The 21,650-nt window shown below is 71.7% G+C and carries 19 protein-coding genes; 14 read left to right on the top strand and 5 right to left on the bottom strand.

Features of this window, described 5'->3' with window-relative positions:
- Nucleotides 1–10: 10 nt before the first annotated feature.
- On the bottom strand, nt 11–1,069 hold the full coding sequence (gene selD, locus QRD43_RS08860) for a selenide, water dikinase SelD (protein WP_285982123.1): 1,059 nt from the start codon (nt 1,067–1,069) through the stop codon (nt 11–13).
- 59 nt (nt 1,070–1,128) lie between these two features.
- Between selD and mnmH the strand changes: the two genes are divergently transcribed.
- The 7 genes from mnmH to QRD43_RS08825 all read left to right on the top strand — a co-directional run bounded on the left by mnmH (nt 1,129) and on the right by QRD43_RS08825 (nt 10,119).
- Nucleotides 1,129–2,181: a tRNA 2-selenouridine(34) synthase MnmH gene (gene mnmH / locus QRD43_RS08855; RefSeq protein WP_285982122.1), complete on the top strand. Its 1,053-nt coding sequence runs from the start codon at nt 1,129–1,131 to the stop codon at nt 2,179–2,181.
- A 110-nt stretch (nt 2,182–2,291) separates the two neighbouring features.
- Entirely contained in the window at nt 2,292–4,535 is a 2,244-nt protein-coding gene (locus tag QRD43_RS08850) for a M1 family metallopeptidase (protein ID WP_285982121.1), read from the top strand.
- Nucleotides 4,532–5,434: a hypothetical protein gene (locus QRD43_RS08845; protein WP_285982120.1), complete on the top strand. Its 903-nt coding sequence runs from the start codon at nt 4,532–4,534 to the stop codon at nt 5,432–5,434. Before QRD43_RS08850 ends, QRD43_RS08845 begins: the two co-directional genes overlap by 4 nt.
- A gap of 60 nt (nt 5,435–5,494) precedes the next feature.
- The gene (locus QRD43_RS08840; protein ID WP_285982119.1) at nt 5,495–7,081 is read left to right on the top strand and encodes an FAD-binding domain-containing protein; all 1,587 of its coding nucleotides are present in this window, start codon (nt 5,495–5,497) and stop codon (nt 7,079–7,081) included.
- 1 nt (nt 7,082) lies between these two features.
- Nucleotides 7,083–7,256 carry a DUF2256 domain-containing protein gene (locus QRD43_RS08835; RefSeq protein ID WP_434063844.1) on the top strand — a complete coding sequence of 58 codons (174 nt, stop codon included), beginning with the start codon at nt 7,083–7,085 and terminating at the stop codon, nt 7,254–7,256.
- A complete protein-coding gene (locus QRD43_RS08830; RefSeq protein WP_285982118.1) occupies nt 7,253–8,566 on the top strand; it encodes a DASH family cryptochrome in 1,314 nt (437 codons plus the stop codon). The genes QRD43_RS08835 and QRD43_RS08830 overlap by 4 nt, the downstream gene beginning before the upstream one ends.
- Nucleotides 8,563–10,119, top strand: a complete 1,557-nt coding sequence (locus QRD43_RS08825; RefSeq protein WP_285982117.1) for a cryptochrome/photolyase family protein — start codon at nt 8,563–8,565, stop codon at nt 10,117–10,119. Before QRD43_RS08830 ends, QRD43_RS08825 begins: the two co-directional genes overlap by 4 nt.
- Nucleotides 10,120–10,186: 67 nt before the next feature.
- Here QRD43_RS08825 and QRD43_RS08820 read toward each other — a convergent pair whose 3' ends face one another.
- Both QRD43_RS08820 and chrA read right to left on the bottom strand, forming a co-directional pair.
- Nucleotides 10,187–12,385 carry a M3 family metallopeptidase gene (locus tag QRD43_RS08820; protein WP_285982116.1) on the bottom strand — a complete coding sequence of 733 codons (2,199 nt, stop codon included), beginning with the start codon at nt 12,383–12,385 and terminating at the stop codon, nt 10,187–10,189.
- A gap of 87 nt (nt 12,386–12,472) precedes the next feature.
- A complete protein-coding gene (gene chrA / locus QRD43_RS08815; protein ID WP_285982115.1) occupies nt 12,473–13,864 on the bottom strand; it encodes a chromate efflux transporter in 1,392 nt (463 codons plus the stop codon).
- A gap of 151 nt (nt 13,865–14,015) precedes the next feature.
- Between chrA and QRD43_RS08810 the strand changes: the two genes are divergently transcribed.
- From QRD43_RS08810 to QRD43_RS08800, 3 genes are all read left to right on the top strand, one after another.
- A complete protein-coding gene (locus tag QRD43_RS08810) occupies nt 14,016–15,332 on the top strand; it encodes an O-acetylhomoserine aminocarboxypropyltransferase/cysteine synthase family protein (protein ID WP_285982114.1) in 1,317 nt (438 codons plus the stop codon).
- A gap of 55 nt (nt 15,333–15,387) precedes the next feature.
- Entirely contained in the window at nt 15,388–15,993 is a 606-nt protein-coding gene (locus QRD43_RS08805; protein ID WP_285982113.1) for a nucleotidyltransferase family protein, read from the top strand.
- A gap of 225 nt (nt 15,994–16,218) precedes the next feature.
- A complete protein-coding gene (locus tag QRD43_RS08800) occupies nt 16,219–16,764 on the top strand; it encodes a PEP-CTERM sorting domain-containing protein (protein WP_285982112.1) in 546 nt (181 codons plus the stop codon).
- 82 nt (nt 16,765–16,846) lie between these two features.
- Here the strand turns inward: QRD43_RS08800 and QRD43_RS08795 are convergent, their stop codons facing one another.
- Together QRD43_RS08795 and QRD43_RS08790 are read right to left on the bottom strand one after the other, a co-directional pair.
- A complete protein-coding gene (locus QRD43_RS08795; protein WP_285982111.1) occupies nt 16,847–17,317 on the bottom strand; it encodes a GNAT family N-acetyltransferase in 471 nt (156 codons plus the stop codon).
- 68 nt (nt 17,318–17,385) lie between these two features.
- A complete protein-coding gene (locus QRD43_RS08790) occupies nt 17,386–17,598 on the bottom strand; it encodes a putative motility protein (protein ID WP_285982110.1) in 213 nt (70 codons plus the stop codon).
- A 170-nt stretch (nt 17,599–17,768) separates the two neighbouring features.
- Here QRD43_RS08790 and QRD43_RS08785 point away from each other — a divergent pair, with 170 nt between their 5' ends.
- The 4 genes from QRD43_RS08785 to QRD43_RS08770 are packed head-to-tail and all read left to right on the top strand — an operon-like array spanning nt 17,769 to nt 21,643.
- The gene (locus QRD43_RS08785) at nt 17,769–18,794 is read left to right on the top strand and encodes a sulfate ABC transporter substrate-binding protein (protein ID WP_285982109.1); all 1,026 of its coding nucleotides are present in this window, start codon (nt 17,769–17,771) and stop codon (nt 18,792–18,794) included.
- Between the two features lie 22 nt (nt 18,795–18,816).
- Nucleotides 18,817–19,698: a sulfate ABC transporter permease subunit CysT gene (cysT, locus tag QRD43_RS08780; protein WP_285982108.1), complete on the top strand. Its 882-nt coding sequence runs from the start codon at nt 18,817–18,819 to the stop codon at nt 19,696–19,698.
- The gene (cysW, locus tag QRD43_RS08775; RefSeq protein WP_285982107.1) at nt 19,695–20,594 is read left to right on the top strand and encodes a sulfate ABC transporter permease subunit CysW; all 900 of its coding nucleotides are present in this window, start codon (nt 19,695–19,697) and stop codon (nt 20,592–20,594) included. Before cysT ends, cysW begins: the two co-directional genes overlap by 4 nt.
- Nucleotides 20,591–21,643, top strand: coding sequence for a sulfate/molybdate ABC transporter ATP-binding protein (locus tag QRD43_RS08770; RefSeq protein WP_285982106.1), 1,053 nt, complete (start codon nt 20,591–20,593; stop codon nt 21,641–21,643). The genes cysW and QRD43_RS08770 overlap by 4 nt, the downstream gene beginning before the upstream one ends.
- Nucleotides 21,644–21,650: the final 7 nt, after the last annotated feature.

Here is a 21,650-nt window from a genome sequence, read left to right as displayed (position 1 = left end):
TCCGGGGCGCTCAGCGCAGCTGCAGCCGCGCCGCGCCGTCGGCCGGCGCCTGCAGCTCGCCGATTTCCGCCGCCTGCGCGAAGCCGGCGTCGCGGAAGCTCTGCAGCACCTGCGGCACGGCCTCGGGGCTGCAGCTCACGAGCAGGCCCCCGCTGGTCTGCGGGTCGGTGAGCAGCGCGCGCTGCCAGTCGGCCCAGGCCTCGACGCCGCCCACCTCGTGGCCATAGGCGGCCCAGTTGCGGGTGGATGCGCCCGTCCAGACGCCTTGCTGCGCAAAGACGAGCGCGCTGTGGATCAGGGGCATGTGCGCCCAGTCCACCGCCGCGCGCAGCTGCGAGCCGCGGCAGATCTCCAGCAGGTGGCCGGCGAGGCCAAAGCCGGTGACGTCGGTGATGGCGTGCACCGCGTCCAGCTGCGCCAGCGTCGCGCCGACCTTGTTGAGCCGCGTCGTGTGGGCCAGCATCTCCGCATAGCCTGGCGCGTCCAGCAGCCCCTTCTTCAGCGCGGCCGACAGCACGCCCACGCCCAGCGGCTTGCCCAGCACGAGGCGGTCGCCGGGCTTCGCGTCGGCGTTGCGCCGCACCCGCTTCGGATGCACCAGCCCCATCGCCACGAGGCCGTAGATCGGCTCGACCACGTCGATGGAATGCCCGCCTGCGATGGGGATGCCCGCCTCGCGGCAGACGCTCGCGCCCCCCTCGAGGATGCGGCCGATCACGTCCGGGCTCAGCGTGTTGATGGGCATGCCCACGAGGGCCAGCGCCATGATCGGCGTGCCGCCCATGGCGTAGACGTCGGACAGCGCGTTCGTCGCCGCGATGCGGCCGAAGTCGAAGGGATCGTCGACGATGGGCGTGAAGAAGTCCGTGGTGGCCACGAGTGCCTGCTCGTCGTTGAGCTGCCAGACCGCGGCGTCGTCGCTCGTCTCGGTGCCCACCAGCAGCTGCGGCGGCACGATGCCGGGCGCCGTGCGGGCCAGGATCTCGGACAGCAGCCCCGGGGCGATCTTGCAGCCGCAGCCGCCGCCGTGAGCCAGTTGGGTGAGTCGCGGTGCGGAGGGTTCGGTCATGGCGGTGCGTTGGCTGAAATTCTGCGAGGATTGTGCCGCTTCTCCGCTCCCTGCCCGCCATGTCCCGCCCCAGCCCCATCACGCCTGACCGCCTCGGCGAATTCGACTGCCTCATCGACGCCCGCTCGCCGGCCGAGTACGCGCTGGACCACCTGCCCGGTGCGATCAACTGCCCGGTGCTGGACGACGACGAGCGCCGCATCGTCGGCACGCTCTACAAGCAGCAGGGCGCCTTCGAGGCCAAGCGCGTGGGCGGCGCGATGGTCGCAGCGCAACTGGCGCGCCACCTGCGGGAATCGTTCGCGGACAAGCCGAAGTCCTGGCGTCCGCTCATCTACTGCTGGCGAGGTGGCATGCGCAGCGGGACGATGGTGCAATGGCTGCGCCTGGTCGGCTGGGATGCGCAGCAGCTGCAGGGCGGCTACAAGGCCTTCCGCGGCCACGTGATGGAGCGCATCGCCACGCTGACCCCGCAGCTGAAGCTGCAGGTGATCTGCGGGCCGACGGGCAGCGCCAAGACCGCGCTGCTGCATGCGCTGCGGGAGGCCGGCGCGCAGGTGCTCGACCTGGAGGCCCTGGCCCGGCACAAGGGCTCGATCCTCGGGCGCTGGCCCGGGCAGGAGCAGCCCTCGCAGAAGGCCTTCGAGACCGGGCTGGCGCTGGTGCTGCAGTCCCTGGATCCCGCCCGGCCGGTCTTTGTCGAGGCCGAGAGCCGCAAGATCGGCCGCCTGATGCTGCCGGACGCCGTGCTCGCCGCCCTGCGCGCCGCGGACTGCATCGCCATCGAGGCGCCGCTGCATGCCCGCCTGAGCTATCTGCTGCAGGACTACGCCTACCTCGGCCATGACGGCGAGGCCCTGGCCGCGCTCCTGGGGCAGCTCAATGCCAACACCGGCCTGCATGCCAACGAGACCATCACGCGCTGGCAGGCCTGGGCGCGTGCGGGGCAGATGGCCCCGCTGTTCGAGGCGCTGATGACGGCGCACTACGACCCGCTCTATGCCCGCTCCCAGCGCAGCCACTACCTGCGCCTGGCCGAGGCGCGGCCGCTGGTGCTCGAGCGGCTGGAGGGGCAAGACCTGGCACGGGCGGCGCAGTTGCTGCTGGCCTGAGGGCGCCCCCACCTCGGGCGGCCCATGCCCTTGGTCATAAGCGCAAGCCCGGCTTGTGGCCCCCCGGGGCCGCGGTATCCAATGCACGATCCGCATCCTGAGCCGCCCCCATGCCCACCCTGCCCGCCTGGACCCGACGCCGCCGCACCTGGCTGATCGCGACTGCCGCCGTGCTGGCCGCCCTGGCGGTCGGGATGCACCACGACAAGGACGAGGCCACGCCGGCCAGCCGCACGCCGCCCCTGGCCGACGCGCCCGATGCCCCGCCGTCCCCGGATGGCATCGCCCTGGCCGACGCGCTGGCCGCCGCCGTGCGCACGCCCAGCGCTGCCCTGGCCTGGGGCGGCCCGCGCACCGGGCAGGAGCCCACGCTGTCGGCGCGGGTGGTCGATTACCGCATCCAGGCAAGACTTGACCCCGTGCGCCACACGATCGACGGCCAGCAGCAGCTGACCTGGCGCAACCGCAGCGCACGCGAGGTCCGTGCGGTCTACCTGCACCTTTACCTCAACGCCTTCGAAGGCGAGGGCAGCACCTTCATGACGGAGAAGCGCCAGGGCTTCTCCTTCCGCAGCGACGTCGACTCGGACGAAGGCGGCTGGGGCCGCATGGAGCTGCGTCAGGTGCAGCAGGCCGGGCGCGCCGTGCCCTGGCATTTCGTCCACCCGGACGGCGGCCCGAAGTCCGACCGCACCGTGGTGCGCCTGGATCTGCCGCAGGCCGTGCCCCCCGGTGGCAGCACGACGCTGGACATCGCCTTCTTCGACCAGCTCCCCCGCGTGGTCGCCCGCACCGGCTACTACGGCAGCTTCCATCTCGTCGGCCAGTGGTTCCCCAAGATGGCCGTGCTGGAGCTGCCGGGCGAGCGCGGCGCCACCGAGCCGCGCTGGAACGCGCACGAATTCCATCTGCACAGCGAGTTCTACGCCGACTTCGGCGCCTACGACGTCACGCTGGACGTGCCCGAGGGCTATGTCGTCGGGGCCACCGGCGAGGAGCAGGGCGCGCCCCGCAAGGAGAACGGCCGCAGCATCCACCGCTTCACGCAGGGCGATGTGCACGATTTCGCCTGGACCGCCGACAAGCGCACCGCCGAGCCGCTGGCCGGGCGCTGGACCTTCCCGGGCAGCCCCGAGGTCACGATCAAGGTCCTCGCCCCGCCCGAGTACGCCCACACCCGCGAGGCGGTGCTCAAGGCCACGCAGGACGCGCTGAGCTGGTACTCCAAGGCCTTCGGCCCCTACCCCTACCGCACGGTGACCGCCGTGGTGCCGCCCTTCAACGCGGACGAGGCCGGCGGCATGGAGTACCCGACCTTCTTCACCACGGATGCGGTGTCCGACGCCTCGCCGGGCACCCTCGGCCGCCATGAGCTGGACTTCGTCACCATCCACGAGTTCGGCCACGGCTACTTCTACGGGATCCTGGCCTCCAACGAGTTCGAGGAGCCCATGCTCGACGAGGGCATGAACGAGTACTCGAACCAGCGCATGCTCAGCGCCGCCGGGCGCCGGCTGACGCTCAGCACCGGGCTGATGCAGCGCCTGGGCCTGACGCCCAGCCTGGACCTGTTCGACATGGAGCGCCTGGCCAGCCTCGGCGATCCGCCCGACGGCCTGGGGGGCAACGCCTGGCACCGCTACTCGAGCGGCAGCTACGGCAGCGTCTACGCCCGCACGGCCACGGTCATGCGCAGCCTCGAGCTCCAGCTCGGTTCCGAGGTCATGGACCGCGCGCTGAAGGTCTACTACCAGCGCTGGAAGTTCCGCCACCCGTCCGTCGCCGACCTGCGCGAGGTGCTGGCCGAGGTCTCAGGCAAGCCCGCCCTCGTGGCCCAGGTCTTCGACACGCACGTCTACGCCGCCGCCCGCGTGGACGACCGCATCGAGAAGCTGGAGAGCGAGGCCGTGCGCCCGCCGCTCGGCCTGTACGGCTCGCAGGCCGCGGAATGGACCGCCGAGCAGCGCAGTGCCTGGCTCAGCGGCCAGCGCAAGGCCTGGAAGAAGGCGCATCCCGAAGCCAAGGACGACGACAGCGGCCCCCTGCCCTACCGCACCACCGTCTCCCTGCGCCGGCGCGGCGCGGCCCAGCCTCAGACGCTGGTCGTCAAGTTCGCCGATGGCAGCGAGGAACGCGTGGTCTGGGACGATCAGACCCGCTGGAAGCGCTTCAGCTGGGTCAAGCCCGTGAAGGCCGTGTCCGCCGAGCTCGATCCGCTGCGGACCCAGCGCCTGGACGTGAGCTTTGCCGACAACAGCCGCCGCCTCGAGGCGGACGCCCGCGGCACCCGCCGCCTCCTGAACGACCTCGGCGCCGCACTGATGTCCTTCCTGGCCCTGCTGAGCGCGCTATGAACACCACTGCCATCGACGCGGGCAAGACCCGCCCCTCCTACCGCCGCACCGCCCTGGCAGCCGGCCTGCGCCTGGCCGCGCAGTGGCGCCTGCTGCTGAGCTGGCTGCTGGTGACCGGCCTGTGCGCCAGCCTGGCCCTGCTGCCTCTGAAGCTGGCCCTGGGTGACTACCTCAACCACTCGCTGATGGCCGACCGGCTGCTGGAGCGGCTCGATCCCGCGGTGCTCGCCGAGACCCTGTTCAACCTGCCGCAGCGCGGCTACAGCCCCGCCTCGGCCCTGCCCGGCCTGATCCTCTTCGCGCTGTGCCTGCCCTGGCTCAGCGGGCTGGTGCAGGCGGCGGCGCGCGTGCATGTCGGGCCGCTCAAGCTCGGCGCGCTGTGGCTGGGCGGCTGGCGCGAGTACCCGCAGATGGCGCGCCTGTGGCTCTGGACGCTTGTGCCCCTGGGCCTGACCGGCGCGCTGGTGAGCGCGGCCCTGCAGGCGCTGGACCATCAGGCGGAGCACTGGCTGCTGGCCTCGGACGTGTCGGACCACCGCCGCCTCATCGCGCTGGCCGGTCTCGCGCTGATGCTGCTCGTGCAGGCCAGTCTCGATGCCACCCGTGCGCAGCTCGTGCTCGAGCCCGGCCGCCGCTCGGTCGTGAAGGCCTGGGGCGCGGCCGTGCGCGGCTGCTGGCGCCAGCCCGGTCGCCTGCTGCTGCCGCTGCTGCCCGCGCTGCTGGGCCTCGCGCTGGCCCTGCTGCTGGCCTGGGCGCGCACGCAGGTGGCGCCCGTGAACGCCCTCGGCCTGATCGGTGCCACGCTGCTGACGCTGGCGCTGGTCACGGCCCTGGCGTGGACCCGCGCCGCTCGGGTGATGGCGCTGGTGCAGGCGGGGCGGGCCGGCGCGCTGCGCTGAGGCGCCGGACGCAAATCCCCAGGCCTGCAAAGGCCACGGCGCCTGGCGATACTGCCGGCCATGCGCCCCACCCTGCTCTGGTTCAAGCGGGACCTGCGCCTGCAGGACCACGCCGCCCTCTGCGATGCGGCCCGGCGCGGGCCGCTGCGCCCGCTGGCGATCATCGAGCCCAAGGCCTGGCGCCAGCCGGACGCCGCGCGGCAGCACTACGAGTTCATGAGCGAATGCCTGCAGGCGCTGCAGGCCGAGCTGGCCGAGGCGGGATGCCCGCTGCAGGTCCAGGTCGGCGAGGCCTGCGAGGTGCTGGAACGGCTGTGGCTGGCGGAGCCCTTCGAGACGCTGGTCTCGCACGAGGAGACGGGCAACGCCTGGAGCTACGCCCGTGACCGTGCCGTGGCGGCCTGGTGCCGCAGGCGCGGCGTGCACTGGGTGCAGCACCCCAGCAACGGCATCGTCCGGGCGCTGAAGGACCGGGACCACTGGCGGGCGCAGTGGGTCGAGCGCATGGACGGGACCCCGTGGGCGGTCCCGTCGCTGCGGTCCTCAGGGACGCCGTGCCCCCTGCCTGCGCAGGCGCTGCCTCGCTGGGCCGAGCTGGTGCCCGAGCGCGCCCAGGAGCCGCAGCCACCGCAGCGCCAGCGCGGCGGCCGGCGACTGGCGCTGCGCTATCTCCAGGGCTTTCTCGACGAGCGCGCCGCCCGGTACCGCGGCGGCATCTCCTCGCCGCTGAGCGCCCGCACGGCGTGCTCGCGGCTCTCGCCCTACCTCGCCTGGGGCTGCCTGAGCCTGCGCGAGGTCGTGCAGGCCACGCAGGCGCGCCTCGACGCCGCCGGGCCGGGCCGCCTCGCACAGGGCCTGCGGTCGTTCCAGAGCCGGCTGGCCTGGCATGACCACTTCATCCAGAAGCTCGAGAGCGAGCCGGCCCAGGAGTGGCGCAACCTGCACCCCGGCTACGACGGCTTGCGGGAGGCCGACTGGTGCGCCGGGCACTTCGAGGCGCTGCAGGCGGGGCGCACCGGCTGGCCGCTGGTCGACGCCTGCGTGGCGCAGCTGCGCGAGACCGGCTGGCTGAACTTCCGGATGCGCGCAATGCTGGTGTCCGTCGCGGCCTATCCGCTGTGGCTGCACTGGCGCGAGGTGGGCCTGTGGCTCGCGCGGCAGTTCCTCGACTACGAGCCCGGCATCCACTGGCCGCAGATGCAGATGCAGGCCGGCACCACCGGCATCAACACCACCCGCGTCTACAACCCCGTCAAGCAGGCGCAGGAGCAGGACCCGCAGGGCCATTACGTGCGGCACTGGCTTCCCTGGATGCGCCAGGTGCCGGACAGCTGGCTGTTCGAGCCCTGGCGCATGCCGCCCGCCATGCAGGAGCGGCTGGGCCTGGCGGGCGGGCAAGACCTGGCCCCCCTGTGCCGCCTGCCGCTGCCGCGGGTCGACCTCGAGCAGGCCAGTCGCGAGGCCAAGGCGCGCCTGCACGCCCGCCGTGCCGAGCCGCAGGTGCGCGCCGGCAAGGCCGACATCCTGCGCCGGCATGCCTCCCGGGACCCGGCCGGCTGGTCCGCACGCCTGGCATCGGACGCCCCGCGTGGCTCGAGGGCCGGCCGCACGGCGGGCGGCGCCGATCAACTCTCTCTGGAGCTCTGACATGGCCCGCATGCGCCAGAAGCAGGACCTGCCCAGCAAGCCCTGCCTGCACTGCGGACGCCCCTTCGCCTGGCGCCGCAAATGGGCCCGCGACTGGGAGCAGGTCCGCTACTGCTCCGAGCGCTGCCGGCGTGCGCGCGTCGAGCCGGCGCCGGACGGCAGGGAGCGCCCGTGAGGCAGGACCTCGTGGTGTGGTGGGTCCGCGAGGACCAGCGCCTGCATGACAACCCCGCCCTGTGCGCCGCCTGCGAGGACGCACGGGCGCGCGGCGTGCCGCTGCTGTGCCTCGCGACGGAGGCCCCGGGCGGGGTCACGCGCTGGGGCTTCGACCGTGTCGGGGCGCATCGGCGCTGGGTGACGTGGCGCCGTCTGCAGGGGCTGGCGGCGGCGCTGGGACGCCACGGCCAGGGCCTGCGCTGGCTGCCGCTGCCCGCGGTCGAGGCCCTGCGCGCCCTGCAGGCCGACCACCGACTCGTCGCGATCCACGCCCAGCAAGGCCTGGCACCGCAGGAGCGGGCGGAGGAGGACGCCTTGCTGGCTCAGGGGCTGCCCGTCCATCGGCATGAGAGCGGGGGGCTGTTCACCCGGGCGGCACTGCCGTTCGGCCAGGACGTTCGCACCGGCGCGCTGGCGCTGCCCCGCAGCTTCACGCCCTTCCGGGCCGCCATGGAGCACCGGTCGCCGCCCCCGCCGCTGGGCGAGCCGCCGCACTGGCCCCGGCGGCCGCAGGGCCCTGACGGCGCGCCGCCCCCGCCGGACTGCCCAAGCGCCGATCCCCGCAGCATCCACCCCTACACCACACCGGCCTGCGACCCGGGCGAGGCCGCGGCGCTGCAGCACCTCGAGCGCTACCTCGCCTCGCCCGCGGTCGCCGCCTACAAGCAGACGCGCAACGCGCCGTCCGACGCCGCCGCCTCGACCCGCTGGTCCCCGTGGCTGGCGGGCGGCGCCCTGTCGCCGCGCCAGGCCTGGGCCGCGCTCGACGCGCATGACGCCGCCTCCGGACGCAGCGAGGGCAGCCACTGGATCCGCGTCGAGCTGCTGTGGCGGGAGTACTTCCGCTGGCTCATGGCGGTCGAGGGGGCCCGGCTCTACCGCCCGACGGGCCTGCACGCTGACGCCCCGCCGCCTCGGCACGATGCCGGCGGATTCGAGCGCTGGCGGGCGGGCCGCACGGGGCTGCCGCTCGTCGATGCCGGCATGCGCGAGCTGGCCGCCACCGGCTGGCTGTCCAACCGCCTGCGCCAGGTCTGCGCCAGCGCGCTGCTGCACGAGATGGGCGGCGACTGGCGCGCCGGAGCCGCCTGGTTCGAGGCGCAGCTGATCGACTACGACCCCCAGAGCAACCAGGGCAACTGGGCCTACATCGCCGGCTATGGCACGGACCCTCGCGGCGGGCGACGCTTCGACCTCGCCTGGCAGGCCCGCCAGCACGATCCGGACGGGCGCTACGTCGCCCGCTGGCTGGACAATCCCGGGCCATGAACCGCCTCCCGCAAGACCTGGCCCCCGCGACCGTGCTGCGCCTCGTCCTGGGCGACCAGCTCGATCTGCTGCACCCCTGGTTCCAGGCAAGACCCGACCCCGCGGTGCTGGTCGTGCTGATGGAGATCCGCCAGGAGACGGACTACGCGCGGCATCATGCCCAGAAGGTGCTGGCGATCTTCGCGGCCATGCGCCGCTTCGCGCAGCAGCTGCAGGAGGCCGGCCATCGGGTGCACTACCTGCGGCTCGGGAACCCGCACAACCGGCAGTCGCTCACCGGCAATCTCGATGCCCTCGCCCAGGCCGTGGGCGCGGGGGTCGTGGAGGCGCAGCTGCCCGACGAATGGCGGCTCGACGCCCAGCTGCGCGCCCACGCCGCGCAGGCGCCCTACGCCCTGCGCCTGGTCGACAGCCACCATTTCCTCGGCGCGCGCGACGAGGCAGCGCGCTTCTTCGGCGACGGTCCATGGCTGATGGAGCGCTTCTACCGCCATCTGCGCCAGCGCGAGCGCGTGCTGATGGACGGCCGCCAGCCGGCCGGCGGCCGCTGGAACTTCGACACCGAGAACCGCAGCCGCTGGCCGGGGGATCCGCCCGAGCCGCCGGACACGCGCCGGCGCCACGACCTGCGCGCCCTGTGGGCGGAGATCGAGGCCGCCGGCGTGGTGACGATGGGCGCGCCTGGGGCCGAGGCGCTGCCCTGGCCGCTGGACCGCACCGAGGCCCTCGCGGACCTGCAGTCCTTCATCGCTCACGGCCTGCCGCATTTCGGCCCCTTCCAGGACGCCCTGAGCGATGGTCACGACCGGCTCTTCCACTCGCTGCTGTCCTTCGCGCTGAACACCAAGATGCTCCACCCGCGCGAGGTCATCGCCGCCGCGGAGGTGGCCTGGCGCGAGGGCCGGGCGCCGCTGGCGAGCGTCGAGGGCTTCATCCGGCAGATCCTCGGCTGGCGCGAGTACGTGCGGGGCGTGTACTGGGCCCGCATGCCGGACTATGTCGAACTCAACCACCTCGGTCACACGCGTGCGCTGCCGCCGTGGTTCTGGACCGGCGACACCCGCATGCGCTGCCTGCAGCGCGCCCTGGGGCAGTCCCTGCAGCAGGCCCATGCCCACCACATCCAGCGCCTGATGGTGATCGGCAACTTCGCGCTGCTGGCGGGCCTCGATCCGGCCGAGGTTCACCAGTGGTACCTCGGCGTCTACATCGACGCCTTCGAGTGGGTGGAGGCGCCCAACACGCTGGGCATGAGCCAGTTCGCCGATGGCGGCGGCATCACCACCAAGCCCTATGTGAGCAGCGCGGCCTACCTGGACCGCATGGGCGACCACTGCCGCCACTGCCCCTACGACAAGCGCCAGCGCCTGGGCGAGCGGGCCTGCCCGTTCAATGCGCTGTACTGGGACTTCATGGACCGGCATGCCGACCGGCTGCGGCACCTCCCGCGGCTGGCGCCGGTGTACCGGCAGCTGGAGCGGATGAGCGAGCCCGATCTCCTGGCCCTGCGCGAGCAGGCGCGCGTGCACCTGGCGCGGCTGGACCAGCTCTAGGTCCGGCCCCGCAAGAAAAAGGCCTGGCCACCCGAGGGGTGCCAGGCCTTGCGTGAGGCGCGAGGGCTCAGTTCGCCGTGGCGACCTTGCCGTCCGCGCCGCCCTTGACCTTCAGGCCACGGCGCTCCAGCAGCGGCTCGATCTTCGGCTCATGGCCGACGACGCCGCGGAACAGGTCCAGCGCATCCCGGCTGCCGCCCTGGCTGAGCAGCTTGGCGCGGAAGGCATCGCCCAGCTCGCGCTTGAGGCCGCCCTGGGCCTTGAACCAGTCCACGGTGTTGGCGTCCAGCACCTCGGACCAGATGTAGGCGTAGTAGCCGGCCGCGTAGCCGCCCATGATGTGGCTGAAGTACGGCGTGCGGTAGCGCGGCGGCACGGCCGCGTAGTCGAAGCCCTCCTCCTTCAGCACGCGGGCCTCGAAGGCCATGACCTGGTCGGCCTTGGGCACCTCGCCCGCCTTGAGCTGGTGCCAGCGCTGGTCCAGCACGGAGGACGCGAGGTACTCGGTGGTGGCCTGGCCCTGGTTGAACTTGCCGGCGGCGAGCACCTTGTCCAGCAGCGCGCGGGGCATGGTCTCGCCCGTCTTGTAGTGCTGGGCGTAGTGCGACAGGATCTCGGGCCAGTCCGCCCACATCTCGTTCACCTGCGAGGGGAACTCGACGAAGTCACGCGGCACCGCGGTGCCGGCGAAGGTGGGGTACTTCACCTGCGAGAACATGCCGTGCAGCGCATGGCCGAACTCGTGGAAGGTGGTGCGCACCTCGTCCCAGGTCATCAGCGTGGGTTCGCCGGCCGGCGGCTTGGGAATGTTGAGGTGGTTGGCCACGACGGGCAGCGTGCCTTCCAGGCCGTTCTGCGAGACGTAGGCGTTCATCCATGCACCGCCGCGCTTGGACGGGCGGGCGTACATGTCGGCGATGAAGATGGCCAGCTGCGAGCCGTCGGCGTTGAAGACGTCGTAGACGCGCACGTCCGGGTGGTAGACGGGCAGGTCCTTGCGCTCCTTGAAGCGCAGGCCGTAGACCTTCTCGGCGGCGTAGAACACGCCCTTCTCCAGCACGTTCGTCAGCTCGAGGTAGGGCTTGAGCTGGCTCTCGTCGAAGCCGAACTTGGCGGCGCGCAGGCGCTCGCTGTAGAAGGCCCAGTCCCAGGCTTCGAGCCGGAAGCTCGGCTGGCCCTTGGCGGCCTGTTCCTTGTCGATCAGCGCCTGCAGCTCGGCGCCCTCGCGGCGGGCGGCGGCCACGGCGGCGGGGGCCAGCTGGCGCAGCATGGCGTTGACGGCCTGCTGGTTCTTGGCGGTCTCCTCCTCGAGCACGAAGTCGGCGTGCGTGGCGTAGCCCAGCAGCTGGGCACGCTCGGCGCGCAGCGCGGCGACCTGCGCGACGATGGCGGTGGTGTCGTGCTCGTTGCCACGGCTGCCACGGGCCACGGAGGCCTTGTGCAGGCGCTCGCGCAGGGCGCGGTTCTCCAGCTGGGCCTCGAAGGGCTGGCCGGTGGTGTTCAGCAGGGCGATGACGAACTTGCCATCGAGGCCACGGGCCTTGGCGGCTTCGCGGGCGGCCGCGATCTGGCCGGCGGAGAGGCCCTTCAGTTCGGCCTCGCTGTCCACCACCACGGCGCTGGCGTTCACCTCGGCCAGCACGGCCTGGTTGAACTGGGCGCCCAGGCGGGCGAGGTCGGCGTTGATGGCCTTGATGCGGGTCTTCTGGGCCTCGTCCAGCTGGGCGCCGGAGCGCACCAGGCGCTTGTAGTAGCGCTCGGTCAGGCGCTGCTCGACGGCGCCGAACTTGTCACGCTGCTGATAGAGCGCCTGGATGCGCTGGAACAGCTTCGGGTTCAGCGAGATGGCGTCGCCGTGGGCAGCGAGCTTGGTGGCGTACTCGGCCTGCAGCTTCAGGCGGGCCGGGTTGGAATCGGCGCCCAGCAGGCTGAACAGGACGGTGGTGGCGCGATTCAGGGTGCGGCCCGAACGCTCCAGCGCGACGATCGTGTTCTCGAAGGTCGGCGCGGCCGGGTTGTCGGCGATGGCGGCCACTTCCTTCAGATGCTCGGCCATGCCGGCGTCCAGGGCCGGCGCGAAGTCGGCGTCACGGATCTTGTCGAAGGGCGGGTAGCGCAGCGGCAGCGGGCTTTCGCTGAGCAGCGCGTTCGGGGCGGTCGCAGGGGTCGTCACGGGAGCACTCGCAGAGGAGGTTTCGGCGGCCAGGGCGGCCGTGAGGGGCGTCGCCAGGCTCACGCCGGCGGCCAGGACATAGGAGAGCTTCACGTCAGGGTCACCTGTCTGGATGCAAAGCCGGGAGCCTAGCAAATGCGGGCGCCCCCTGCCGGGAGTCACGCTCCGGGCACGGGCGCCTCAGAGCACCAGCAGCCGCCAGGCCAGCCCCAGCAGGGCGCAGGCCCCCACGACCTCCAGCACGCCGCGCTTGAAGCGGATCAGCGCCAGGCCGGCGGCCAGCGTGAGCAGCAGCGCCGCCAGGTCCGGCGCGGCCTGCAACCCGTGCGGCCAGACGACATGCACGGCGAAGAACAGCGCCAGGTTGAGGATCACCCCCACCACCGCCGCCGTGATGGCCGTCAGCGGGCCGGTGATGCGCAGGTCCTGGTGCGTGGCCTCCACGAGCGGCGCGCCCGCCAGGATGAAGACGAAGGAGGGCAGGAAGGTGAACCAGGTCACCAGCAGCGCCGCGACGGTGCCGGCGGCGAGCGCCGCCCAGTCATGCCCGACCACGGCCGCCCAGCCGGCCTGCAGGGCCTCGGACTGCCAGCCCGCCACGAAGGCGATGAAGGTCACGACCATGATCAGCGGCCCCGGCGTGCTTTCGCCCAGCGCCAGACCGTCCATCACCTGCCCCGAGCTGAGCCAGCCGAAATGGCCGACCGCGGCCTGGGTGACGTAGGGCAGCACGGCATACGCGCCGCCGAAGGTCAGCAGCGCGGCCTTGGTGAAGAACCAGGCCATCTGGGTGTAGACGCCGCCCGCGCCCTGCCAGGCCCACAGCAGGCCGAAGGGCAGGCCCCACAGCAGGGCGGCAGCCAGCGCCTGCAGGGCCAGGCGCGAGGCGCGGAACCGGGCCCGCGGCGGCAAGGGGCTGTCGTCGTCAATGACCGTGGGGCGGTGCTCGCCCCCCGCCTGGGCGCCATGCCCGCCTCCGGCCTGCACGAGCGACGGACGCCAGCGGCCGAGCCCCCCGCCCAGCAGCGCCGCGCCGGCCACGATGGCCGGGAATGGCAGCTTCAGCACCGCCAGCCCCACGAAGGCGAGCCCCGCCACGCCCCACAAGAAGGCATTGCGCAGCGTGCGCTGGCCGATGCGCCAGGCCGCGTGCGCCACCAGGGCCGTGACGGCGGGCTTCACGCCCCAGAAGACGGCGGCGACCCAGTCCAGCTGACCGTAGGCCATGTAGACCCACGACAGCCCGATGAGCAGCGCCAGCGAAGGCAGCACGAACAGCGCCCCCGCCGCGATGCCGCCCACGGTGCCGTGCAGCAGCCAGCCGATGTAGGTCGCGAGCTGCTGGGCCTCGGGGCCGGGCAGCACCATGCAGTAGTTCAGCGCATGCAGGAAGCGCCGCTCGCTGATCCAGCGGCGGCGGCGCACCAGCTCCTCGTGCATCAGCGCGATCTGCCCGGCCGGCCCGCCGAAGCTGATGCAGCCGAGCTTGAGCCAGTAGCGCAGCGCCTCGCCCAGGCGGGGGTGCGCGGGCGCGGGGGCGTCGATGGCCTCGGGGTCGGGCGGGCGTGTCATGGCGGGGCCGATGCTACGCCAGGCCGCGTCCACGGGCGACGGTCAGGCTCCTCGGTTTGGAAACATCCATATGCAAAACCTGACAGGACGGCCACGGCTTTCAGGCGCTAGGCTAGCCCCGTTGCCTCGTTTCTTCCCACCAGGAGCCCCCATGAGCCAGAAGAACCCTCACGCCGCCGACTGGCGTTTCGAGACCCGCGCCGTGCACGCCGGCTACGCCCCGGACCCCACCACCCGTGCCGTCGCCGTGCCCATCTACCAGACGGTGGCCTACGCCTTCGACAGCGCCCAGCATGCGGCCGACCTCTTCGACCTCAAGGCCGAGGGCCACATCTACACCCGCATCAACAACCCGACCAATGCCGTGCTCGAGGAGCGTCTGGCGGCGCTGGAAGGCGGCATCGGCGCACTGGCCCTGGCCTCGGGGCAGGCGGCCGTCACCTATGCCATCCAGACGATCGCCGAGGCGGGCGACAACATCGTGGCCTCCAGCGCGCTCTACGGCGGCACCTACAACCTGTTCGCCCACACGCTGCCGCAGCTGGGCATCACCACCCGCTTTGCCGACTACCGCCGCCCCGAAAGCTTCGAAAGCCTGATCGACGAGCGCACCAAGGCCGTCTTCGTGGAGTCCCTCGGCAATCCGCAGGGCAACGTCACCGACATCGCCCGCATCGCCGAGGTGGCGCACCGCCACGGCGTGCCGCTGATCGTGGACAACACCGTGCCCAGCCCCTACCTGAGCCGCCCCATCGAGCATGGCGCGGACATCGTCGTGCATTCGCTGACCAAGTACCTCGGCGGCCACGGCGCGGCCGTGGGCGGCGCCATCATCGACTCGGGCCGTTTCCCCTGGGCCCAGCACGCGGCCCGCTTCAAGCGCCTGAACGAACCCGACCCGAGCTACCACGGCGTCGTCTACACCCAGGCCGCCGGCGCCGCGGCCTACATCACCCGGGCACGCGTCGTGCCCCTGCGCAACACGGGTGCGGCGCTGTCGCCCTTCAATGCCTTCCTGATCCTGCAGGGCATCGAGACCCTGGCCCTGCGCCTGGACCGCATCAGCCAGAACGCCCTGGCCGTGGCGCAGCATCTGAAGCAGCACGCCAAGGTGGCCTGGGTAAATTACGCCGGGCTGCCCGAGCACCCGGACCACGCGCTGGTGCAGAAGTACCTCTCCGGCCAGGGCTCCGGCCTGCTGACCTTCGGCCTGAAGTCCGTGCCGGGCCAGGACCCCCGCGCCGCCGGCGCCCGCTTCCTCGATGCCCTGCAGCTCTTCACGCGCCTCGTGAACATCGGCGACGCCAAGTCCCTGGCCACGCATCCGGCGTCCACCACGCACCGGCAGCTGTCGCCGGCCGAGCTGGACCAGGCGGGCGTGGGCGAAGACACGGTGCGCCTGTCCATCGGCATCGAGCACATCGACGACCTGCGCCGGGACCTCGACGCGGCGCTGGCGGCGGTCTGATCTCCCGGGCCTCTGCCGCCTCGCGCACGTGAGCGGGCCGACGAGAATGCGCGGCATGACCGCCGCGCCTTCCGTCGATCCCCTGCTCGCACGCTTCCTGGCCGACGTGCAGGCCAATGCCCACAACCGCGCCATCCTCGACCGCTGGGAGGCCCTGGCGCTGCCCGAGGGCTGGCTGGTGGCCGGCTGCCTGTTCCAGACCGTCTGGAACCTGCGCAGCGGCCAGCCGGCCACGGCCTCGATCAAGGACTACGACCTCTTCTACTTCGACCCGGACGACCTCAGCCGCGAGGCCGAGCAGCGCGTCCAGGCCCGGGTCGAGCACCTGCTCGGCGACCTGGGCGTGGCCGTCGAATGCGCCAACCAGGCACGGGTGCACCTCTGGTACGAGGCCGACTTCGGCGAGCCCTACCCGCCCCTGCAGAGCGCCCGGGACGGCATCGACCGCTTCCTCGTCCCCGCCACCTGCGTGGGCGTGCGCCCGGGCGAGGTGTATGCGCCGAACGGGCTGCAGGGACTCTACGACGGCATCCTCACGATGAATCCGCTGACGCCGCACCGGGCCCTGTTCGAGAAGAAGGTGGCGGCGTACCGGGCGCGATGGCCGTGGGTGACCGTCGCGTCGGCCGCGTCGGCCCCATCGGTCGCATCGGCGATCTGAACGAGGGCGGTCCCGCCCCGGGCCCCCACCAGGCCAGCGGCCGCGCCGCGCCGCGCCGCAGCGGCTTGTCGGGAAAGTTGACATCGCCCCTTCGAACCCTTGTGTGCCGTCGGCCGGCGAGCGCCTCAAGCCTCTGTGGCGGTTGACTTTTTTCTGTAACACGGGGGCCCTGGCAAGACTCTTGCGATGCGCTGAGCCACATCACCCCCCTGTGGAGCGTTTCCCATGAAGCTGAAATCCGCCGTCGCCGCCCTGGCCCTGTCAGGCCTGGCCTTCGCCGCCAGCGCTGCAACGCTGACCTACAACGTGTCTCGCACCATCGGTTCGGGCTCCGTCATGGGCACCATCACGACCGATGGCACCTTCGGGACGCTGAGCACCGGCAACATCACCGCCTGGTCGCTGACGTTCAATGACGGGACGAGCTCCTTCGTCTCGAACCAAGGCAATTCCCAGGTGGGCGTGTTCGGCCTCGGCTTCACCGCCGACATCGACTCGCTGGACTTCAACTTCGGCCAGGCGGGTGCCGCGGTCGACTTCCAGTCGCCGGTCATCGGCAGCGGTGTCGACTACTGGTGCTTCGACGGCACCAGCCTGTCCTGCACCGGCGGCCACAGCACCGAGAACGTCAACGGCGGGTCGGCGACGCTGTCGATCAGCCAGCAGGGCGTGATCGCCATGGCCACCCGCCAGGCCGTCCCCGAGCCGGCCTCCCTGGCCCTGGTGGGCCTGGCGCTCGTGGGCGCCGCCGCCAGCCGCCGCCGCCGCTGAGTCCCCGACGGCGGCAGCCCGCGGCCGCCCCCAACAGCTGCCTGCCCTGAGGTGATGCCACCGAAGGGCGGGCAGCGTCGCTTCAGCAGCCGCTGCGCCGCGCCTCGGGAACCTGCTCGCCGGTGGCGCCGGCCGGGAAGCCCAACAGCAGGTACGGCCCATGCGCCGACTCGCCGGCCTCCAGCGCCTCCCACCCCAGCCGCCGGTAGAACGCCAGCGCCTCCCCATTGCGGCTGACGCACTTGAGCCGCCAGGGACTGGGCAGCCAGGCCTGGAGCGCATCGAGCAGGGAACGCCCCACCCGCCGCCCTCGCGACGCCGGAGCCCCATAGAGGTGATGGATGAAGGCATCCGCCACCTGGACGGACACGAAGCCGACGACCCCATCCGCGGCGGTCTCGGCCAGGTGCAGCACCTCCCCCACCGTGACCTCTGCCAGGATCGGATCCCGTTTCGCGGACTCGGGCAGCCAGGTCGCCTCGGTCATGCAATGCGCATAGAGGGCCTGCAGGGCGGCGGCGTCGTCAGGGGTGGTGGGGCGGAGGGCGATCACGGGGCAGGGTCGTCTGGGACGACGCGCATTCTGCCAAGGCACGCCGCCCCCGGCGGCCGGGAGCCGGCTCAGGCGTAGGCGTTCAGGTGCCGCCCCAGAGAGCCTGTCGTCGCCAGGGCGGGCTGCGGCAGGGCTGCCAGCAGCTCGGCCGCACCCGACGCCTGGGCGTCGAGGGCCTTGCGCAGCACCAGCAGGCTGGCTTCCGCGCCGACCTCGCCGGGCGTGCTGTTGGAGGCGCTGCTGACCGCAGCGGCGACGCTGGAGGAATTGGCGATGTCCATGTCGGCTCTATCGGCCGCTCCCGCGCCCACTTGAGGACTGTTTGCGCCGTTGGACGGCTTATGCAGCCCTGGTTCATTACTTATTCCGGATAAGCAAATACAAAAACTATCGTTTATCGAATAAAGGACTTTGGGCACATTGGCGACTCCTGATTCATCGAGGCTCCGCCATGTCGTTCCTGCGCTCCCTGCCCCGCCGCTCCCTGCTGCTCGCCGCCGCCCTGCCCCTGGCCGCGGTCCTGATGCCAGCCCAGGCCGCCGAGCCCGGCTTGCTGAACGTCAGCTACGACGTCTCCCGCGAGCTCTACAAGCAGATCAACCCCGCCTTCGCCGCCGCCTGGAAGGCCAAGACCGGCCAGGCCGTGGTGCTGAACCAGTCGCACGGCGGCTCCAGCAAGCAGATCGGCTCGGTGATCGGCGGCCTCGAGGCCGATGTGGTCACCATGAACCAGGCGACGGACGTCGACCAGCTGGCCGAGAAGGGCCTGACCCCGGCCGACTGGCGCCAGCGCTTCCCCCACAACGCCGCGCCCTACACCTCCACCATCGTCTTCCTCGTGAAGAAGGGCAACCCCAAGGGCATCAAGGACTGGGGCGACCTGGCCAAGCCGGGCGTGCAGGTCATCATCCCGAACCCCAAGGTGACCGGCAACGGCCGCTACAGCTACCTCGCGGCCTGGGGCAGCGTGATCGCCAAGGGCGGCAGCGAGGCGCAGGCCCGTGAGCTCGTCGGCAAGATCTTCGCCAACGTGCCCGTGCTGGACGGCGGCGGCCGCGGCGCCACCACCACCTTCACCCAGCGTGGCATCGGCGACGTGCTGCTGACCTTCGAGGCCGAGGCCGAGCTGATCGAGAACGAGTTCGGCAAGGGCCTGTTCGACGTGGTCGCGCCCAGCGTCTCCATCGAGGCCGAGGCGCCCGTGGCCCTCGTGGACAAGGTCGCCGCCAAGAAGGGCAACACCGCCCTGGCCAAGGCCTACCTGGACTTCCTCTACACGCCCGAGGCCCAGGAGATCATCGCCAAGAACAACTTCCGCCCGCGCGACCCGGCCGTGTTCAAGCGCCACGCGCAGCGCTACGCCGACATCAAGCTCTTCAGCGTGGACCAGCTGCTGGGCGGCTGGCCCAAGGTCGGCAAGACCCACTTCGCCGATGGCGGCACCTACGACCAGATCGTCAGCACCCTCAAGCGTTGAGACCTGACCCCGCGCACATGCCATGACCACCGCCGTCCTCTCTCCCGCGCCGGCTGACGCCGTGCCGATCCCGAAGCGCCGCCGCGTGCTGCCGGGCTTCGGCCCGACGCTGGGCTTCACGCTGTTCTACCTCTCGCTGCTGGTGCTGATCCCGCTGGCGGCCGTGTTCCTGAAGTCCGCCGGCCATGGCTTCGAGGCCTTCTGGGCCGCGGCCACCTCGCCGCGGGTGCTGGCCTCCTACCGGCTCAGCTTCGGCGCGGCCCTGCTGGCGGCCGGCATCAACCTCGCCTTCGGCTTGATCCTGGCCTGGTGCCTGGTGCGCTACGAGTTCCCGGGCAAGAAGCTGGTGGATGCGCTCATCGACCTCCCCTTCGCCCTGCCCACCGCCGTCGCCGGCATCGCGCTCACGGCGCTGTATGCGCCCAACGGCTGGATCGGCTCGCTGCTGGCGCCGCATGACATCAAGGTCGCCTTCACGCCGCTGGGCGTGCTGGTGGCGCTGATCTTCATCGGCCTGCCCTTCATCGTGCGCACGGTGCAGCCGGTGCTCGAAGACATGGAGACGGAGCTGGAGGAGGCCGCCGCCTCGCTGGGCGCGCACCGCTGGCAGACCTTCCGCTACGTCGTGCTGCCCACGCTGACCCCGGCCCTGCTGACCGGCTTCGCGCTGGCCTTCGCCCGCGCGGTGGGCGAGTACGGCTCGGTGATCTTCATCGCCGGCAACATCCCGCTGGTCAGCGAGATCACGCCGCTGATGATCATCTCCAAGCTGGAGCAGTACGACTACGTGGGCGCTACCGCCATTGCCACGGTGATGCTGGGCTTCAGCTTCGTGCTGCTGCTGGGCATCAACGGGCTGCAGGCCTGGAGCTCGCGCCGCAACGGTCTGGAGGGTCGCAAATGAGCGGCGCCGTGTCATCCCTCGGCCATAGCCTCGCGGCCGGCGGCCGCTACGAGAGCAACCCCGCCACGCGCGAGGCCCCCTGGGTGCGCTGGACCCTGCTCACGCTGGGCCTGGGCTTCTTCGCCCTGTTCCTGATCCTGCCCCTGGTGGCCGTGTTCACCGAGGCTCTGCGCAAGGGCTTCGACGTCTACCTCGCCGCGCTGATCGAGGAAGACGCCGTCTCGGCGATCAAGCTCACCCTGATCGCCACGGTGATCGCCGTGCCGCTGAATCTCGTGTTCGGCGTCAGCGCGGCCTGGGCCATCGCCAAGCATGACTTCCGCGGCAAGCAGCTGCTCATCACGCTGATCGACCTGCCCTTCTCCGTCTCGCCCGTCGTGGCCGGCCTGATCTATGTGCTGCTGTTCGGCGCGCAGGGCTGGTTCGGGCCCTGGCTGCAGGCGCACGACGTGAAGATCATCTTCGCGGTCCCGGGCATCGTGCTGGCGACCGTCTTCGTGACCTTCCCCTTCGTGGCCCGCGAGCTGATCCCGCTGATGCAGGCCCAGGGCCGCGACGAGGAGGAGGCCGCCACCGTGCTGGGCGCGAGCGGCTGGCAGACCTTCTGGCACGTGACGCTGCCCAACATCAAGTGGGGCCTGCTGTACGGCGTGATCCTGTGCAACGCCCGCGCCATGGGCGAGTTCGGCGCGGTGTCGGTGGTCTCGGGCCACATCCGCGGCCAGACCAACACGCTGCCCCTGCACGTCGAGATCCTCTACAACGAGTACCAGTTCGCCGCCGCCTTCGCGGTCGCCTCGCTGCTGGCGCTGCTGGCGCTCGTCACCCTCGGTTTGAAGCAGTTCGTGGAGTGGCGCGCCGCCGTCGCCGCACGCACCGCAAAGGAAGAAGCATGAGCATCCAGGTCCGCAACATCCACAAGCAGTTCGGCGATTTCACCGCCCTGGGCGACGTGAGCCTGGACTTTCCCACCGGCGAGTTGGTCGCCCTGCTGGGCCCGTCCGGCTGCGGCAAGACCACGCTGCTGCGCATCATCGCCGGCCTGGAGACGCCCGACCGGGGTCAGGTCTTGCTCGACGGCGAGGACGCCTCCGACACCCATGTGCGCGAGCGCCAGGTGGGCTTCGTGTTCCAGCACTATGCGCTGTTCCGCCACATGACCGTCTTCGACAACGTGGCCTTCGGTCTGCGCGTGAAGCCGCGCAAGCAGCGGCCCAGCGAGGCCGAGATCAAGCGCAAGGTGCACGAGCTGCTGCAGCTGGTCCAGCTGGACTGGCTGGCCGACCGCTACCCGCCGCAGCTCTCGGGCGGCCAGCGTCAGCGCATCGCCCTGGCCCGCGCCCTGGCTGTCGAGCCCCGCGTGCTGCTGCTGGACGAGCCCTTCGGCGCGCTGGACGCCAAGGTGCGCAAGGAGCTGCGCCGCTGGCTGCGCCGCCTGCACGACGAGCTGCACATCACCAGCATCTTCGTCACCCATGACCAGGAAGAGGCCCTGGAGGTGGCGAACCGCATCGTGCTGATGGACCACGGCAAGGTCGAGCAGGTCGGCGCGCCGCAGGAAGTCTGGGAGCGCCCCGCCACGCCCTTCGTCTACGGCTTCCTGGGCGCGGTCAACCGCTTCGAGGGCGAGGCGCAGGGCAGCGTGCTGCACATCGGCGAGCAGCAGCTGCGCCATGGCGGCAGCCTGCAGGCCCAGGGCCGCGTGCTGGCCTATGCCCGCCCGCACGAGCTGCAGATCCTCACCGACGCCCAGGCCGGCGGCCTGCCCGCCACGGTGGACCGCGTGCTGAGCTTCGGCGCCGCCGCCCGCGTGGAGCTCAGCGGGCCCAACGGCCAGCATCTGGAGGCCGAGCTGACGCGCGAGCAGGCCTCGCAGCTGCAGCTGCAGCCGGGGCAGCGCGTGCAGCTGCAGGCCTCGCGCCTGTCGCTGTTCGAGGCCGCCTGATCCTGCA

The organism is Roseateles subflavus, from assembly GCF_030285365.1.
GTDB lineage: Bacteria > Pseudomonadota > Gammaproteobacteria > Burkholderiales > Burkholderiaceae_C > Roseateles_B > Roseateles_B subflavus.
The sequence above is the reverse complement of the archived record's forward strand: the minus strand, read 5'-3'. Positions and strand labels throughout refer to the sequence as shown.